The sequence below is a fragment of the Flavobacterium gelatinilyticum genome, from assembly GCF_027111295.1.
GTDB classification, from domain to species: Bacteria; Bacteroidota; Bacteroidia; order Flavobacteriales; family Flavobacteriaceae; genus Flavobacterium; species Flavobacterium gelatinilyticum.
This window is the reverse complement of the sequence record NZ_CP114287.1, coordinates 2497213-2515368: the sequence shown is the minus strand read 5'-3', so window position 1 is coordinate 2515368 and position 18156 is coordinate 2497213. Positions and strand designations below refer to the sequence as shown.

The 18156-nt window shown below is 29.5% G+C and carries 16 protein-coding genes and 1 tRNA gene; 8 read left to right on the top strand and 9 right to left on the bottom strand.

Annotated features, from left to right (window positions below):
• The first annotated feature begins 117 nt into the window (after positions 1-117).
• Complete coding sequence (locus OZP11_RS10615; protein WP_281235175.1) at positions 118-567, top strand: GatB/YqeY domain-containing protein; 450 nt, start codon at positions 118-120, stop codon at positions 565-567.
• Positions 568-647: 80 nt separating this feature from the next.
• A tRNA-Arg gene (locus tag OZP11_RS10610) sits at positions 648-721 on the top strand.
• On the opposite strand, the gene OZP11_RS10605 is transcribed toward OZP11_RS10610, so the two are convergent.
• The 5 genes from OZP11_RS10605 to OZP11_RS10585 all read right to left on the bottom strand — a co-directional run bounded on the left by OZP11_RS10605 (position 675) and on the right by OZP11_RS10585 (position 4243).
• Positions 675-2237, bottom strand: coding sequence for a recombinase family protein (locus OZP11_RS10605; RefSeq protein ID WP_281235520.1), 1563 nt, complete (start codon positions 2235-2237; stop codon positions 675-677). The two genes, OZP11_RS10610 and OZP11_RS10605, sit on opposite strands and share 47 nt — an antisense overlap.
• Entirely contained in the window at positions 2134-2466 is a 333-nt protein-coding gene (locus OZP11_RS10600) for a hypothetical protein (RefSeq protein WP_281235174.1), read from the bottom strand. Before OZP11_RS10600 ends, OZP11_RS10605 begins: the two co-directional genes overlap by 104 nt.
• A gap of 223 nt (positions 2467-2689) precedes the next feature.
• Positions 2690-3007, bottom strand: coding sequence for a hypothetical protein (locus OZP11_RS10595; protein ID WP_281235173.1), 318 nt, complete (start codon positions 3005-3007; stop codon positions 2690-2692).
• A 28-nt stretch (positions 3008-3035) separates the two neighbouring features.
• Positions 3036-3374 (bottom strand): hypothetical protein, encoded by a 339-nt coding sequence (locus tag OZP11_RS10590; RefSeq protein ID WP_281235172.1) that lies wholly within the window; start codon positions 3372-3374, stop codon positions 3036-3038.
• A gap of 11 nt (positions 3375-3385) precedes the next feature.
• A complete protein-coding gene (locus tag OZP11_RS10585; protein ID WP_281235171.1) occupies positions 3386-4243 on the bottom strand; it encodes a hypothetical protein in 858 nt (285 codons plus the stop codon).
• A 173-nt stretch (positions 4244-4416) separates the two neighbouring features.
• On the opposite strand from OZP11_RS10585, the gene OZP11_RS10580 reads away from it, so the two are divergent.
• Positions 4417-4839 carry a helix-turn-helix domain-containing protein gene (locus tag OZP11_RS10580; protein WP_281235170.1) on the top strand — a complete coding sequence of 141 codons (423 nt, stop codon included), beginning with the start codon at positions 4417-4419 and terminating at the stop codon, positions 4837-4839.
• Positions 4840-4946: 107 nt separating this feature from the next.
• Here OZP11_RS10580 and OZP11_RS10575 read toward each other — a convergent pair whose 3' ends face one another.
• The 4 genes from OZP11_RS10575 to OZP11_RS10560 form a co-directional block, all read right to left on the bottom strand.
• Complete coding sequence (locus tag OZP11_RS10575) at positions 4947-5381, bottom strand: DUF5713 family protein (RefSeq protein WP_281235169.1); 435 nt, start codon at positions 5379-5381, stop codon at positions 4947-4949.
• Positions 5382-5494: 113 nt separating this feature from the next.
• Complete coding sequence (locus OZP11_RS10570; RefSeq protein ID WP_281235168.1) at positions 5495-6172, bottom strand: DUF6904 family protein; 678 nt, start codon at positions 6170-6172, stop codon at positions 5495-5497.
• A 628-nt stretch (positions 6173-6800) separates the two neighbouring features.
• Positions 6801-7235 (bottom strand): hypothetical protein, encoded by a 435-nt coding sequence (locus OZP11_RS10565; RefSeq protein ID WP_281235167.1) that lies wholly within the window; start codon positions 7233-7235, stop codon positions 6801-6803.
• 583 nt (positions 7236-7818) lie between these two features.
• Positions 7819-9060 (bottom strand): hypothetical protein, encoded by a 1242-nt coding sequence (locus OZP11_RS10560; protein ID WP_281235166.1) that lies wholly within the window; start codon positions 9058-9060, stop codon positions 7819-7821.
• 570 nt (positions 9061-9630) lie between these two features.
• Here OZP11_RS10560 and OZP11_RS10555 point away from each other — a divergent pair.
• The 5 genes from OZP11_RS10555 (at position 9631) to OZP11_RS10535 (ending at position 18155) form a co-directional block, all read left to right on the top strand.
• Positions 9631-12816 carry a reverse transcriptase domain-containing protein gene (locus OZP11_RS10555; protein ID WP_281235165.1) on the top strand — a complete coding sequence of 1062 codons (3186 nt, stop codon included), beginning with the start codon at positions 9631-9633 and terminating at the stop codon, positions 12814-12816.
• A gap of 5 nt (positions 12817-12821) precedes the next feature.
• A complete protein-coding gene (locus OZP11_RS10550; protein ID WP_281235164.1) occupies positions 12822-13475 on the top strand; it encodes a hypothetical protein in 654 nt (217 codons plus the stop codon).
• A 51-nt stretch (positions 13476-13526) separates the two neighbouring features.
• Positions 13527-14642 (top strand): protein kinase domain-containing protein, encoded by a 1116-nt coding sequence (locus OZP11_RS10545; RefSeq protein WP_281235163.1) that lies wholly within the window; start codon positions 13527-13529, stop codon positions 14640-14642.
• A gap of 140 nt (positions 14643-14782) precedes the next feature.
• Positions 14783-15778, top strand: a complete 996-nt coding sequence (locus OZP11_RS10540) for a ComEC/Rec2 family competence protein (RefSeq protein WP_281235162.1) — start codon at positions 14783-14785, stop codon at positions 15776-15778.
• Positions 15762-18155 (top strand): RNA-directed DNA polymerase, encoded by a 2394-nt coding sequence (locus OZP11_RS10535; RefSeq protein WP_281235161.1) that lies wholly within the window; start codon positions 15762-15764, stop codon positions 18153-18155. Before OZP11_RS10540 ends, OZP11_RS10535 begins: the two co-directional genes overlap by 17 nt.
• The last annotated feature ends 1 nt before the right edge of the window (position 18156 follow it).

Genomic DNA, 18156 nt, shown 5'->3' with positions numbered 1-18156 from the left:
TTTTAAAGTTAATCTTATTCTGTCTGACGTTTTTTAAGTACTTTCAGCATGAATTAAAAGAAACTTTCAATACAATAACAATTCATAAGCATTTGGCTTATTTAAATAAAATATAAGATGAGTTTACAAGCAAAAATCATGGACGAAATCAAAACGGCCATGAAAGCAAAAGATACAGTGGCATTAGAAGCATTACGAGCAGTTAAATCTGAACTATTATTAGCTTCAACAGCTTCGGGATCTAAAGAAGATTTAAAAGAAGACGAAGAAATTAAATTACTTCAGAGACTGGTTAAAACCCGTAAAGAAAGCGCAAGAATCTTTACAGAACAAAACCGTCCTGACTTAGCTGAACCAGAATTGGCTCAGGTAGCTGTAATCGAGAAGTTTTTACCGGCTCAGTTAAGCGAAGCGGAAGTAGAAGCTGTAATCGCAAAAATCATTGCTGAAACCGGAGCATCAGGAATTGCTTCAATGGGTAAAGTGATGGGATTAGCATCTGCTCAATTAGGCGGAACTGCTGAAGGAAAAACTATTTCTACTATCGTGAAGAAATTACTTTCGTAAATAATTTTAGATTTTAGACTGTAGGTTTTAGATTCTATTGAGTAATCTAAAATCTACAATCTGAAATCATAAATCAAACTGACCGCGTAGTTCAACTGGATAGAATATCAGATTTCGGCTCTGAGGGTTGGGGGTTCGAACCCCTCCGCGGTCACTTGACGGGGCAAAGAAGATTTTTTCTTCTTTGCCCCGTTATTCTTTGGGTCTAATTCCTTATTAATTAAATAAACTATCTGAACAACTTCATTTATTCTTGCGGTTCGAAACTGCTTTTCGTCAATTGTGAATTTTTCGGGATATATTGAACCGATAATGTTTCGGAAATGAGTTAAATCCGCTTCACTACAGCATTCATTGAGTTTCATCAAATTTTTAATTCCTGTTTTTAATAAATCCGAAACGCTGATATTCTCCTGAGATAAATCCGCTAATTTAACTTCAAGTCGATGAATTTTGCCGTCATAATTTGTTTTCATTTCGCTGTAATCTTTCACATCGATCTTTCTTGAAGCCAGTAAATCCCTAATGCAGGAAATCTTCTGTTCAAATTCTTTCAGCTGAGAAATGACTCTGTTTTTTTCTGCTACTGCCTCCTTGTTGAAATCATTAAAGTATTCTTTGACAGCTGTAATGTAGATCTTTTCTGTTTCAGGTTTTGGAATATACTTTCTCAGCTGATCATAGAAAATGCGGTTAACCTCACATGATCTGATTCTGTAATTACAGCCTTTATAGTAGTGATAATATGAATAATGGCTGTTTCTGCCTTTAGATATGCTTGCAGTTAAAATTTTATCGCATAAAGGGCATTTAAATAAGCCACGAAGCGGAAACGGTTCAGAGGTTACAGATTTAGCTCTAAAATTCTTTCTTCGTCCATCTAAAACATCTTGAACAAGGTAAAACAACGCTTCAGAAATTAACGGCTCATGTGATCCCATTACATATTTTGCTTCCTCATCTTTGTATTTGGGAATTAATATTTTTCCGCAATAAATAGGATTGCGGATCTGTCTCCAGAAATTATTTTTGCTTGTCTTAAGTCCTTTGCTTTTTGCCTGAAGAAAAATCTGTTCCGTATTAAAAACATCTTTTGCAATTTCTTCAAAACACCATTTTAAGATAGATGCTTCAGGCTGGTCAAAAGTTATATACTTCTTACCATCTTCAGTAATTTTGTTTATATAGCCAGAAGGGACAAGCCCCATGTATCGACCCTCTTTTCTTGCTCTTCTCATACCATGAAAAGTGTTTAATGCACGTCTATCATTTTCTACTTCTGGAGCTGCCAAATAAAAAGCAAGCATCATTTTATTTTCTGGAATAGACAAATCCAAAGGCTGTTCTATTGCCTGAGGCTCGACACCCAGTTTTCTAAGTGTGTTAATCATCTGGTATGCATCACCTGCATTTCTGCTAAATCTGTCCCATTTGGTAAACAGAATCAAATCGGTTTTGTTTTTGTATTTTTTAATTGTTGCCAGATAAAGTTTCCATCTGGGTCTGTTAAATGTTTTTGCAGAATGATCTTCATAAATAATATCTCTTACCGCAATAGAATTAATCTCACAGTACTTTCTTAGCATTTCCTCTTGATTTCTTTGAGAGTAGCCTTTTTCCGCCTGCTCGTCTGTACTCACTCTCACATATAAATCTGCTGTCTTTTTCATCCCTCTTCTTCTTTAAATAATTTAAAACCGTTACTTTGGCAAGCAGTCGTAAAAATTCTAATACTCTTCCTGCTTGTTCAAGCGTTACATTTACATTCTCATCTTTCAGCATTTTCATGGCTTGCTCTGCCGTCATCTTCCCTCTTTCATTCTCATCTTCACTTCTCATTTCACAATTCCTCTTCATTAAAAAAAGACCGAGCCTCGGTCTTTTTTGTTCCACAATCATTCATTGCTATAAAGTTAAAACACTTTTATCATTTTATCCTGCGCAAAATTTGGGTAGGATAACACAAATATAAAACCTAATCCGCTGAGGATCATAAGTAAAATTTACCTATCATCACTCAATCCAATTTTTGATTCTAACAAAGATAAAATGCTTTCCTCTCAATGTCATGGACATAATATGTTCATGAAAACGGTATTGAAACCATTGATAAGCCCAATATTCATTTATCTTCTTTCTTTTCATTTAGCATTCTGTAAATTTCATCCAGAACTTCTATTTCTGCGCTTGGAATAAGCTGAAGGGCAAGTTCCAGAACAGAACCCATGTATATTTCTCTGTTATCAATTTCATCAGAATAAATGATATTCAAACACATGCGGATCAGATTCACTCCCAGACTCGTCATGTCTGAATATCCGTAAAATCTTATCTCCCGTACTGATTCCCCGTCTTTGTCCTGAGCAGGTTTGAGCAGTCTAAAATGATAAGATGCAAAATCTTTAAATTCTTCCAATGTTTTTATTTTGTCAGTTTCCATAATTCTAAATATTAAAACTTTATGTTGGCTATTCTGTTTCTTCTTTATTTTCTGAAAACAGATCCGTAATCTCATTTAAAAATTCAAGTTCGTCAACTGGAAGTAACTGCAAAGCAATTCCTAGTATAAGCCCAACATCAATGTATCGGTTTTGAATTGTAGGCGGAACTTCTGCGCTATCCTGATCTAATGCGATAATGCACAGTTTCATTAGGTTTCTAACAACAGAACCGAGTTCGCAATAGCCATAAACCCTGATTTCTGCATTATACATCCTTCTTTTATCCTCTGCTTTTTTCAGGGTATTAAGCAGTTTTCCGCTTAACCTCCTGATGTCTTCCAGTTTTTTGATTTCATCGGTTTCCATAACTTCGGCTTTTATGCTGATAAAGCTTCTTCCAAATGAATTCCCTCAAGCCTCTCCAGTTCTTTTTGAATCAGAACTTCTGCCTCTTTCATAAAATCACGGCATCTGTCTTCCATCAGCCCATAGTACAGATAATCAAAACTGTTCCTTCTGCTGAATCGAAGCGTGTTCGGATTCTTTTTCAAAAGCTTGAACATATTTTTTTCATCCCTGCTGTTTCGGGGAAAGTGTTCAGAAGTCAAGCTCGTGAAGTATTCACAAAGCTCAAATAAGTAGCCAAGAGAAAAATGATTAGGTGTATATCCCAGAAATACCCTTATAAGAGAAAGGCAGATCTGTTCTACTATCTGATGAAGGGAGCACATTCTGACTTCATACGAAAAATACTGGTCGTTATTATAGATAAGATCCCAGATTGATGCAGTAACATTTCTTCTGTCTCCTGCATATGCTGAAGTGCTTTTCACATATCTCTTTTCTGGATTCTTAGCCCAGATTATTGGCGACCTGTATGCGTCTATATGAATTCTCTGCGCATTCTTAAAAACGTTCCAGAAAAAATACTGCTGGTCTCCATATAGTTTTATAATATTTCTCACTCTGTGAAGCAGAATTGTGACGGTTATCTGGCCTCTTGATCTGCTCTTTATTTTATCGGTGATGTCATTGCCTATGTTATCTTCGAACTCTTCGGCTATAATAAGCAGATAAAGATGGACATGCTTTTCTTTCTGAACAGATTTCTGAAAAGGCTCATTAAAAGTATAACTGCTTTTCTTCTGTGCAAAACAGTAGATGCCTATCGGATCGATGTTTTGTGAAATAACTCGATAAATTAAATCGGATGCGGTGTTTTGAATTGCTTTCATAATTTTACTCATTTTAGTTAATACTTGTCTGAAAAATTGTATTTTTGTTAAACACACTGGCAAGTAAGCAATTACCCGTATGGTACGCTATCAAATTGTTCCGTACCGTACATAAGAAAGTATGTATCATACATAAATCTGGCTTTTTTATTCTTAATTATTACCTTTGAGCTATGAGCACACTAACAAAACCAAATCACATGGGGCGTAAGATCAGCCGTATCCGTGAACTGAAAGACATGAAGCAGGAAGCATTGGCGCAGGCTATGGGAACAAACCAGCAGGCTGTTTCTATTTTGGAAAACAGCGAAACCATTGATGATGAAAAATTAAAAGAAGTGGCAAAAGCCTTAGGAGTAAGCGTGGAAGCAATTAAAAACTTTTCTGACGAAGGCGTGATTAATTATTTTAACACCTATTATGATACTAAGGATAGTACATTTAATTCAGGGAGTCATTCAGGTAATTATTGTACTTTCCATCCATTGGATAAACTAATGGAATCCGTAGAAGAGAACAAAAAACTCTACGAAAGATTATTGAAAGCTGAACAAGACAAAGTTGAATATTTGGAAAAATTACTAAAAGCTAAATAAGCTTTTATAAAAGACATATTAATTCGCACAAAAGAGACTTTACAGTCTCTTTTTATTGTTCTATGCTAAAAGTTTATTGCTAATTCTAAAGCAAGTTAATAATAACTTTACCAATCTCTATTTGAAATAAGCTCTTCGACATCTGCCTTGAAACCATATGATTTGCAAATAAAATCAAAATCCATCGCGATTGATTCTCTAGCCCCTGTTTCAAGTTCGCTCCCGTTTCTATAGAAATCATCTTGCAGGTTATTAATTTTCTCAGTAGCAGTATGAGACAATTCATATAATTGATCAAGATTCTTAGGCTTTCTTTTCTCAATATTGAAACAAAATTCCAATAAGACATCTCTGACCTTGTCAACAGATTGTGGAGGAAAATAAGAATCGTTGTACATTTCTTCTAAAATCCTATAATTTCTAATCTTCTCATTTTTCAGATCATTTTGTTTAACAGCAATAACTTCCCCATCTGAAGAATGATTTTTATTTAGACAGCTCGTAAAAACCAAAGAGACTAATAAAATTATAATGTTTTTCATATTTTAAAAAATTAAAAGATTGAGCTAAATGTTTCGACTAATTGAAAATAAGGTTTAATAAGTTAATTGATCTAACTCCATAGATCATTTACAACAGCAATATGTAATCATTTTTACCATTTCAAATTTTCATAGTCAAAATCATCATCATTTATTTCAAGTTCAGATATTTCACAGTTTAGCTTCTTAGCGTCTGTTTCTAAAAACGTTAGATAACTTTTATATTCCTCTGTATAAAACACACCTCTTTTTAGTAATTCAGGCAGCTTTCTGAAAGCTCGCTTTCCACCTCCTAAAAGGAAAAAATCAAGATTAATGCTTCTCATAAATTGATATATGTAATCATTACCTCCATAAAGCCCATCTTCTATAAAGCCAATTAAATTCTTAGCTCCAATTTCATCATAGTCCTTCATTGCTTTTTCGAGCCAAAATTCAATTAAAAGAATTTGTGAAATATCAAGTTTATTAGTTTCACTATATCTCATGTTAAATTTCAATGAAGCAAGTGAAAATAAAAAATGAACCCAAGATATTTGAGCACCATAATGAGTTTGTTGAGTAAATGAAAAATGGCTGTTGTCTTGTTTTAATCTATCTCCGTCCTTTGCCTTACGAATTTCATAAGAAAACCCACTAATTAAATAATCTCTATTCTTAAATCCTTTTTTGTTTAATTTGTTTTCATCATTCCAAAACTTGCTCATAACTTCATAAAAATTGTTTAAATCTTCAGATGTCCCCCAAATTTCTACTCCTAAACCTCCTTTTGTTGGAATTATGTATATCATTATTATAATTTTTAAAATTGTCGAATACTTTTTCCATAATAATATGGGCATTAAAGTAGCCTAACGGCACAATACTAAATAAAAAATATAGAAAAGCTGTACGGTTTACCGTAAAATTAAAAATGTTTTCTAAATATCAAAATTGAGCCTGCTGGTCACTTCTTTAAAATATAACCAACACATACCTATATCTTTTGCTAGCTAAAACTACATAAAAGAAAAAAAGCAAAGCAAGGTATTGGACTCAGTCAGAGAAGTGCGCATAACATTTTTCTTCGTTCCTCAAAAAATGCCCTGCGGGATTTATAGCACTTCAGCTGTCTGCCTGTCCAATTTTAGACTGCTTTCTTTTTTCCCTTTTTCTTTTTTTAAGCATTTATTGGTTGTAACAGCCTACGGCCATCATGCACATATTTTGCGCATGATACATTCAATTATTTTCTCTAAATTAGAAGCCTGCTTTTAAAAAATCTCCAAAGATGTCCACGTTCCTGACATCAGCAAGATGAACGGTTGTTAAACAACCACCTATCTTGCCACCCATTTGCCTCGGAACTCGGCGGTGGAAAAACTTAAAAGAAAATTCCAAAAAAATCCACTTAAGTTATGAGCATCTAATTATTATATGTTATTCTAGAGGTATTAATTCGATTGTAATGTTGTGAGCATCCTTAAGCAATTCTTTAAATTTGTGATCAATTCTTTTTTCCAGACTGTCAATCCCTTTTTTCTCTGACAAGAAAACTAATTTTTCCAGTTTAATTTCATTGTTACAGTTATGAGTAAGCACTTTAATTACATTCTTATAAAACTCATGATGAGTATTTTTTCCTGAAACTTTTAATTCATAGGCTATCAATTTCTCGTAATCTACCAAATCAAACCTTTCATTATTCATTTCAGAAACCCTTACTTCTGATTTTATAATTTTCCCCTTTACAACTTCCTTCTGCCATTCACGAGTAATCATTTGTGCATCCTTAGTTTGGGTAGATACGTCACCAGATTGAACCCGATGTTTTTTATGAATTTCTTTTAATTTAGATATAATATTGTCTGACATTTTAATGAGTTTAAGCAATCATTTAAATCCGTTTCTACCAGCTAATATAATGCATTCTAAAACCGATTAAATAAATCAAAAAATAAACTTCTAATTTTGTTTTCCGTTACTGATTTCCTACTCTATAAATTTTCAAAAATCTCTGCCAGCGAGTTCCGAGCAAAAAAGGCAGCAAGATATCGGTTGTGATACAACCGGACATCTTGCAGATTGCAAAAAGACAGCAATCTTAAAGTTGTTTTCAAAGAATAATAATTGTGAGATGACTGCAAAATAAAATCAAAAAGAAATGGAAAAATAGAATTAAATCATCCTCAAAATAAAATTTTTAAAAGAAAAAAGAGAAAAAGAAAGCCTTAAAAAAACAGGATGTCAGAGAGTGAAAATGCTATAAGTCCCAAAGGGTTTTATGGTGAGGAACGAAGCATGAAATTATGCGCATTTTCACTCTCTGATGTCCTATAACTTTGCTTGCTTTTTTTCTTTTAGGAATACTTTTATTTAACTTGAAAAAACATAATGGAACAATAATTTCCTTAATTTTCTATTCTTTTTTTTACATCAAGTCCAAAAAGTAAAAAATCTATGGAATATGAAATAATTGTACTGCAAGTTTTATTTCTCTATTTCTATCTCCGTTTAAATGAAATCGATAATTAAACCAATTTTCGTCACTTTTAGAAACAAATGATAAATAGTTACTATGTTTCTCTGTGGCATTCTCTACTTTAGAAAGAATAGCAGTAAAATCTTTTTGCTTGACAAATATTATAATTGAGGCTTTTGTATCTCTCCATGTCAAGTACTTAAGTAGTTGAGCAATAGTTTCTAAATAACCTTTTTCTCCTGTCCAAAATTTACACTCCGCAATAAATACAATTGAACTGTCGAATCTTAATTGAATATCAGTTTTGCCCGTCTTATTAAAAGTTTCCCCTGTAACACTTCCGTATTCAAAATTAGGGTCTAGAGTCATTATTATATGATCTCTTAAATCTTCCTCTCCTTTATTGCTATAAACACTTGGCAATCTTTCAAAATTTTTGCCCACATCATTTATTAATTTTAGGATATGATGATAAGTCCCATTTTCTATAGTTGGTTCTGGTTTGAAGTTTGAATTTACAACCTCAGGCTTAGTAACTTTAATCTTTGTTCTTAATAACGGTTTTGGAATAGCAAATGTTTCTGGTGTGTCAGCTTTTTTTCTCAAGGGCACACCTAAAGAAGACATAAAATCATTTTTTGCCAACAATTCATTTTTTCTTTTTCTAATTTCACTAATAACGTAAGAATTCATAGAATTGTTAAAATCAGCAATATTTTTTTTGAGTATAGAAAACTTTTCATTTGACTGTAAAACATTTTCATCGTATATATCTTTTATATGCTGTGGGTCATCATAAAAATCAATAATTTCAAGTTTTAATTTTCCCTTCTCGACTTCGAAATTTGTACCTTCATCATCAAAGACCATATTGTTTACAGCAGGTTTATATTTAAGTAATTCATAATCACCAGTAACTGGAATAAAAAATTGAATAATTTTCCGTTTATATTTCTCCCCGTAATAAACATCAAAATTGGGAGGAAAGAATGATGCCAAAATTTCTTTTTCATAATGATCGGCATAAACATCATCAAAATGTATAACTGGTTCTTCAATAGAATTTTCGCTGACTATATACTCTGCATATTGTTCCTCACTTACATTAAGTAGATAATTTTCACTTACCAAGTCTAATTCTGAATGGATTTTTTGCACTTTCGATCTAAGATATTCAATTATTGATCCTTTTCCGCTAAAAATTTTACCTGTATACATTACCGTAAATTATTTCTTTGACCTTATTTGATTTTAATCTTCTGTAACTCAATCAAATTTAAAACTATAGGATCAATATTAGGTAATAATATTTTTAAAATTTATCCTCCTTTAATAACTTGAAAACTTCTTTAAGAATTTTAAAGATTACCTCGTTTCTGTAATCTGCCAGATGTCAGGTTGTTAAACAACTACCTTTCTACCACCATTTACCTCCGAACTCGGTAATGGGAGAATTTTAAAAATTTAGATTAAAAATAAAATGATTCCAATATATATTGGAGAAAGGAAGATAATTAGGTATAAACACTTATGTCCTCATAATTGTAAATTAATATTTTTACAAATTCAGAATTTAGAAATTTTGACTTATGGTTTTCCGTAAAAATATTTCAAATTAAATCTTAATATTTGTTTGTTATAGAAATTTCTAATTCTAATCTAAGGATCGAAACTATAAAAATTGGTTTAATAATTGATAAAATGCAACCGCTTTATAGAAATTGCTAGACACTATTATAATTCATGATGTAATAGGTAAAAAAAATGAATAATACTTAAAAAAATAAAATGTATACGATTGAAGATATTAAACTTGCTTATAATAAATTAAGAACATATATATATTATGACAATACAGAACTTTTATTAAGACAAAAATTAGTTGAATTTGAAACAGATACTAAAAAGGACAATAATTATGTTGTATGGGGAATATCATATCCCTATAACGAGTCTGAAGATGAATTGATAAATATTTTTAAAAGTGACAAACAAACAGTAAAATCAAATTTAGAGATAAAATTCAACCGTATTTTACAAGAAATTAATGATTATAATGAGAAAAGCCAATTTGTAAAATATCTTTATGCTTCAATTGATTCTTCTTTTTTTCCAAAAAAAATAAAACCAAATGAAAATGAATTAAATGAAAATTTTATTTCCAATAAAAAGACAGATGATAAATATTCCTTAGAAAAAATCACAGCATTTATAGATGTTCCTATTGAAATTCATCTTTTCTCTGTAATGTGGATAATTAAGAATGGATATATATTTGAATCCCAATTAATGGATGTCTGCAAAGGAAATAGGTTACTTCTAAATAAGGATAAAACCGCACTAATACAGAATTCATCACTATTTAAACCTTATTTTAGTCAATATCAACAGTGGAGAGATGAATCTGTATCAACTGCTCAAGAATTGCTAAAAAGTAATAAAAATGCATTATTTATAAATCTCGATATAAAGGACTATTATCATTCTACACGAATTGATCTAGATTTATACTTTCCAGAAGATGATAATGATAGTATTAATACAATTCTAAGAAAGGTTCATTTATTATATTCACTTAAATTATCAAAAAACTATAAACTTCCAAAGGATTTTTCTAAAGAACTAGATAATAAGTCAATCTTACCAATTGGATTACTATCCTCTTATATAATTGCTAACCATTATCTACATGATCTTGATAATATAATTTGCAAAAAATACAAACCGGCTTATTACGGTAGATATGTAGATGATATTCTAATCGTTTTTGCGGAGCCAAAAGATGAAATTAATACAAAATCGAGATACAAAGATTATAAATTTAAGTTCGAAAAGTATGAAAAGCAATTTTTAGATCTAGATGTTGAATTAGGTTTTAAAGAAAAAGATTTAACAACAGTCGAAAAATATTTGTTGTATAATTTAAGTCCACTCTTTAAAATTGTACCTGCAGAAAATAATAAAAGACTGATTCAAATCGACAAATATCATTCTTTATATTGTCAACCTGACAAAACTTTGATGTATTATTTTCATGCTGACGAATCTGATTTAGTAATTGACAAACTAAAACAGGAGTTAAATTATAAATCAAGTGAATTCAGAGATTTGCCTGATGATAATGAAAATTTGGGAGATTTTGATAAAAATGCCTTTTATTTAAATTACACTGACTCAGATGGCAAAATTAGGACACTAAAAGATTATAAAGAAAACAGGTATGGTCTAACCGTATATCTTACAAATAAAATTTTAGGAGCTATCAAGCATAAAAAGAATGTCGATGATGATGAAATAAGCAAGTTGCTAAAAATTTTTAAAGGAAAAAATTGTATTGAATTTTTTAAGCTTTGGGAAAAAATTTTCACATTCTTAATGGTTAATAATAAACCTAAAGAATATGTGGATTTTTATTTTCATTGCGTAAATGAAATTCACAAAATTGGAAAAAGTGAAAAAGTATTTTTTGGCACGAGAGTATCCTACAATAGAATTCAGGATTCCTTAATTGCATATTTAGATAGTGCCCATGAGATTGTACTTTCTTTACATCCAAATTTTATAAATAATGACAAAAAAATTCTTAAAAATTTTGAATATAAAAGCAATTTAATTGAAAGCGAGTATTTCTATAATGAAATTACGCGTAGCAAATCAATATGGGTATCTAGATATAGAAAGACAAATATGATGCGACATCATTACGTTTCTATTCCCTTGTTAAACTACACAAAAGAAAGTTATGAAGGAAAAATTAATTTAATTAATTATAATTTTAAAATTGAAAAGTATACGATTGATAAATATTTAATCAAGAATTCTCCACGTCCAGTGAAATTTTGGGAATGCAGTATTTCACAATTATTTACCAATTTAAAAAGTACAAGTTCCAAAATATCAGTTGGAAATCTTAAAACTAATATTGCCGACTGGGAGGTAAAAGGGTCAAAACATTTTCTAGATCAAGCTTTTAAAAGATTTAGATTAGCAAATCGCAATCATAAATCAAAAGACTTATTTGAGGATAAAATAAATCCTTACAAAAATAAATTCTTTGAATTTTCTCCATCTTCATCAAAAGAAATTATAACTATAAAAACTGATTCGAATTTAATTAATAAACTAGCAAAACCAAAAATTTCTGTTGCTAATACATTTGTCAATGAACAAAATATAATTGATGCTTTACGGAATAAACCTAATGTATCTAAAAGTAGGTACCAAGACTTAGTGGATTTTCTCAAATCAACAAGAAAAAATAATTCCGATATAGTTATTTTTCCAGAATTTTTTATTCCTATTGAAATTCTTTCAAGTTTAGTTAGATATTCAGAGAAAAATGAATCGCTTTTAATTTCAGGATTAGAGCATATAACAGTAAATAATATTGCTTTTAATTTTGTAGTAACTATTATGCCTATTAATATTGATGGTTATAAGGATGCTACTTTGGTATTTCGTTTAAAAAATCATTATGCACCTGTAGAAGAGGATATTATTGTGGGTAATCACTATTTAATACCGAAACCTTTATATACAAGATATCATATATTTAACTGGAAAAATATTTATTTTAGTGTTTTCTATTGCTTTGAACTTGCAAATATCATACATAGAAGTTTAATAAAAAATAAGATAGATTTATTAATCGCAGTTGAATACAATAAGGATGTAAATTATTTTTCAAATTTAGTAGAATCAGTCTCAAGAGATTTACATTGTTATGTAGCACAGGTTAATTCAAGTCACTATGGAGACACCAGAATTTCTCAACCTTCAGAAACTTATAGAAAGGATATTGTAAAATTAAAAGGTGGAGAAAATAATGTAACAGTAATGGGTACAATTGAGATTGATAAATTAAGAGAATTTCAAAGAAAGAAATATGGGTTAACAAAAAATGATAAAACTTTTAAAGTTTTACCTCCCGATTTTGATCCTACATATGTTACTAACAGAATTAAAAATAAATAACGATTATGGAGTTTAGATTTGAAGATATATTAAAAAACATAATACCTGGGACTATCGTTCTTTTATCAGTAACTTTAGTATTTATTAATCAAATAACATTTGAGGATATAAAACAAATTATAAAATCTGATTTAAAAGAATATTCTGAAATTATATTGTTTGTGATTCTTTCAGTAAGCTATGTACTTGGTTATTTGATCGATTCCATAAGTAGCTATTTTGAAAATTACATTTTATATCCTTGCATCAAAAGACCTTCATTCCATATTTTAACCAACTCTTGCAAAAAGAAGCTTGGATTAACAAACCTTGAAGTTATTGAGAATAAAATAGAACAAAAATTTTCTATTAAAATTGATCCTTCTTTAGATACACCTTCTGAAATAGAAAATAAAACTACTCAGATTTTTAAAGAGATAAATCAAATAAAAATAGATGATGCACATTTAAAAGAATATTATTTCTCATATATATTTTCGAGAAATATCTTTTTTGCTTTCATAATGTTATCATTAGCTATAGTCACATCTAATCATTTGGATTTACACTGGTATGAATATTTAACTCTGATGCTAATAGTAAGTATATTATACTGGAGAAGGGTTGAAAAATCTTTTTATTACAGCAGAAAAGTTATACTGAGCATTTTGTCAATTTAACTGCATAGTAAACCATAAGTTTATGTTTTTTATAAAATAAATTTCTACTTCATGAAAAAAGAAAGTCCAATTGAATTTATAAGAAAAAAAGATTATAAATTTTTAGAAGAAATAGGACAAGGTGGAACTGGCAGAACAGTTTTGCTTCAAGATGAATTAATAGATGAGCTTTTTGTATGTAAAAAGTATCAGCCTTTCTATAAAGAACATACTAAATTGTTTTTCAAATATTTCATAGATGAAATAAAAATTTTGCATACAATTTATCATAAAAATATAGTACGAGTTTTTAATCATTATTTATATCCCGATAGAAATACTGGCTATATTTTAATGGAATACATTAAAGGAGAAATTATAACAGATTTTCTACGTGTTAACCTAGATAAAATTGAAGATATTTTTTTACAAACAATAGAAGGATTTCGATACTTAGAGGAAAATAATATTTTACACAGAGACATAAGACCAGAAAATATTTTAATTTCTGATGATGGAGTAGTAAAAATTATTGATTTTGGATTTAGTAAGAATATCAATTTTGAAGAGCAAACTAAAAGCATTTCATTAAATTGGAGATATACAACCCCTAACGAGTTTACAAAAAACATCTACGATAATAAAACTGAAATCTATTTTGTGGGTAAACTATTTGAAGAAATATTATTAGATAGTGAAAATGTTAATTTCAAGTTTTCAGCACTAATTTCCAAAATGATATTACCTCATGAAGAGAGATATTCTTCATTTTTTGATATTTACAGAGATAGTATTAAGTCTACATTGTCAGAAAATGAATTTACACTTGAAGAGAGAAAAAACTATCAGTTCTTTGCAAACAACTTAATTGAATTATTTAGTCAAATGCCCTACGGAACTAAGTATAATTCAAATCTTGATGAGATACTAAAAAAGCTTGAGGAATTATATAACAATTCAATACTTGAAGATAATATTCAAAATAATAACAAGTTGACCAAAATTTTTATTAACGGTAAATTTAGTTACTACCCAAAGAAACAATTTAGTGTATCTAATTTATCTTCAATTATTCAATTATTCAAATCTAATTCAGACAATAAAAGAAAAATCATACTTAATAATCTTTGGGAAAGATTTGACAAAATTGAAAGGTATAATCATGTCGATAATGATTTACCATTTTAATAAATAAAAACCCTCTCATTCTTAACTTCGTAATGTCATTCGTTATACATTTTAAAGTTTGCTTTTTCTTTGAGATGGGATAAATATCTATATATTTGAAATAATTTAACAGTCTTTTTAAGATAAGTAAAGTAATTTGAATGAACATAAAATTTTTAAAGGCAGGATCAGGTGATTCAATACTAATTCATCATAAAAAGTATAATGTTTTGATTGATGGTGGTAATGATAGTAGCTATCTGATAAATGAAGTAAATGAAATTTATTCTAAGGAAGAAGCAATAGATTTATTGATTATTACTCATCATGATGATGATCACATTAAAGGCATAATAGAATTGGTAAAATCTATAAAAAATGGAAATTATGGAAAGGATTTTATTAAAAGAGTCTTATTTAATTCTCCTCGAAAAATATTAGGACTAGTACCTTTACCTCAAAATGACAATCTACTTTCTTATAAACAATCTTTTGAATTAGAAAATTTGTTTTTGGAACTATCTATCAAGTGGGAACAATGTACTGAAGAAACTGCTCAGATAGTTTTTGATGATTTAAAAATTGATTTCCTCTCTCCAACTTCTGAAGATCTCAATATGTACAGCAGCCATAAGAGTGTAAGGCTTTCTGATGCTAAATGCGATTGGACATCCACAATGTCTGAATTAGAAAAATATATAGATGATGAAAATCAGGATACCTCTTTGCCTAATAAATGCAGTATCGTTATTAATGTGGAATGTGATGATAAAAAAGTCCTTCTGACTGGAGATGTAACACCTGATAGATTAGAATTAATTGTTCTGAATTTGTTAGCAGAATCTCTTACTGATAGACTGTCTTTTGATTACATTAAACTTCCGCATCATGGAAGCTATAGAAGCTTAAATAGAAAAATTTTAGAAAAGATAAAATGTAATAATTATATTTTCAGCACTAGTAGTAAAAGACATTATCTGCCAAATAAAAGGGCACTTTTAAAATTATTAAAATTTGTTAAGAGAGATAAAGATAAACTGGATTTTATATTTAATTACAATGAGGCTTTAATAAATCTTCAGATAACAGAAAAAGAAAAAGAAAAGTATAATTTTAAATTAACTCCAAATAATAAGGACTATGGGATTATTATCTGATGAACTTAAGCACTGTGGAGTTAAGATATTGACGACAATAAAAGGAGTTCATAATTTTGGTTCGGGAGTAGTATACGTTACGCCAAATTATCTGGATTATAATTATATAATTACAGCAAAGCATATTTTTCAGGAGGATCCTGATTTGCCTCTGAATCACGATAATATTGGTAAAATTGAAGTGTTGTATAGTAGTCATGAAGGGCAACTTAAACGACTTGAATATATTAAAAAATCAGATGTTAAGAAGCGATTGATCGGTTTTGAAAAAGATTTTGCTATAATAATAATCAACAAGAATGAGGAGATAACATTTTCTCCAATATTTGTTTCTGATAAATTAGAAAATGAAGATCTGGATTTCTTTTCTTGGGGCGTATTTCTAGCAAATAAAGATCGATTGAAAAAATTCGAGCTTAAAAGGGACGACACAGAAATGAAGAGTTTTAAGCTACAAGGAAATTATGATCCTAATTATTTACCTGGTATTTCTGGAGGTGGTGTTTTCCATGCAAATAAAAACATTTTGTTTGGAATAATATGTAAGTATCCAAATGAAAAATTTCAAGGAGAGACAATAGATTGTACTCTAATTAATTTTTCAGAAGTTAATGAGAAATTAAAACTATTAAATAAAATTGAGCTTGATACAGAATCATCAAGAAGTAAAAGAGAAATTAACAATAAAATTATTGATATCCATCAAGCATTTATTAATAATGTTTGTCTAGACTTGGAAATTGCAAGAAAAAGGCTGAAGATAGACATGATGGATGATTGGTTTCATGATCCATTGCAATATATTGATCTTTTAAATCAAGATTATTTATTTGAGCAGTTTAAGACTTTTTTCGAGGTAAATAAATATGAAGCTGAAGAAGCTGAAAATTTTTTTGTTCCTAAAAAGAAACTGACTCTTAGACAAGCTTTAATTTCTCCATTTATAGATAGAATTATGTATATGGCGACCGTAGGAGTTCTTGCGGACAAACTTGATAAATCAATGATCCCCAATGTTTATTCTGCAAGGTATAATAAATTTTCTGAAAATCAACTTATTCTTAATGGGGTTGAGCAATGGAGAAAGATGAAGTATATCTGTTCAGAAAGTGCTAATCAGGTGGACGAGCATGGAAATTATATATATGGAGCTGTAATACAAATAGACATTCTTAATTTTTATGATAATATCAATAAAAAACTTTTAGTTGAAAAGATAAAGAGAGTTTGTGAAACTGAAAATGAAAAAAATGCATCAACCCTTCTCGAAGGAATGATAAAGAATTTTTCTAAAAAAGAACTAGGTCTACCTCAAAATAGTGATGCATCATCACTATTAGCATCATTTTACTTAAATCAAATAGATGTACTCATGAGAAATATTTCTCCAGCGTATTATCGATTTATGGACGATATTAGGATTTTTTGCAAAGATAAATATGAGGCACGACGAATTCTCCAGACATTTGAATTTGAATTACGACGATGTCATCTATCTGTTAATTCCCAAAAAACAGAAATACTGAATTTTGTAGATGTTGAAAAGACTACGTTATTAAGTAATGAATGTCTAAGAAATCTTTATGATGACACATTTGATTTAGAGCTGAATAAATTAGCTACACTTAGGAAGTCTGAAAATTATACTCATCGAAATGAAGCATTCCATTTAAGTATAAGATTGCTGAAAGAGAATTTAAATGAAGATTTAAATAATTCCGAGGAATCAGCTAGTAAATTAAATTACTCCTTAAATACAATTGCATTATTAGTTAAAACAGATATTAATTCTCATACTACAAGTTTTGAAGGAGTAATTAAGAGTGCTGTATCAAGTTTAAAAGACAAACCATGGATTACTACCCAAATTTGTAAAGTATTAAACTTAATTCCAACAGAAACAATAATAAATGATTATTTGGGTCTTCTCAAAATGATCGTTTTAGATGATAGATATAATACATATTCTTTTCAAACGTATCAAATTTGGTTGCTTTTAGCAAAACACAAATGTGATGCAAGAGATTTAAGAAGATTTGCCTGTGAACAAATTGAAAAAAATGATGAAACAAATCGTGCAGTTATTGCATCTATGATATTGTATATATGTTCTGTGGATACCGACTATAGAAGAGTAATTCTGCGCAAGTTTGGAGAAAAATTCACACGTAGATATTTTCAGAATAGAATTGCTTTAATAGCATTAAGATCATTTCCAGTTGATATCATTGATAGTAAGATTATTGATAAATCTTTAATTAGTGCACATCAATTTACACATAAATATAAAAATAGAGATTTAATATTTGTCCAAGGCTTTGAAGAACAAGATGACGAAGAATCAGAAAATTTAATGGAACAATTATATTCAATTTAAA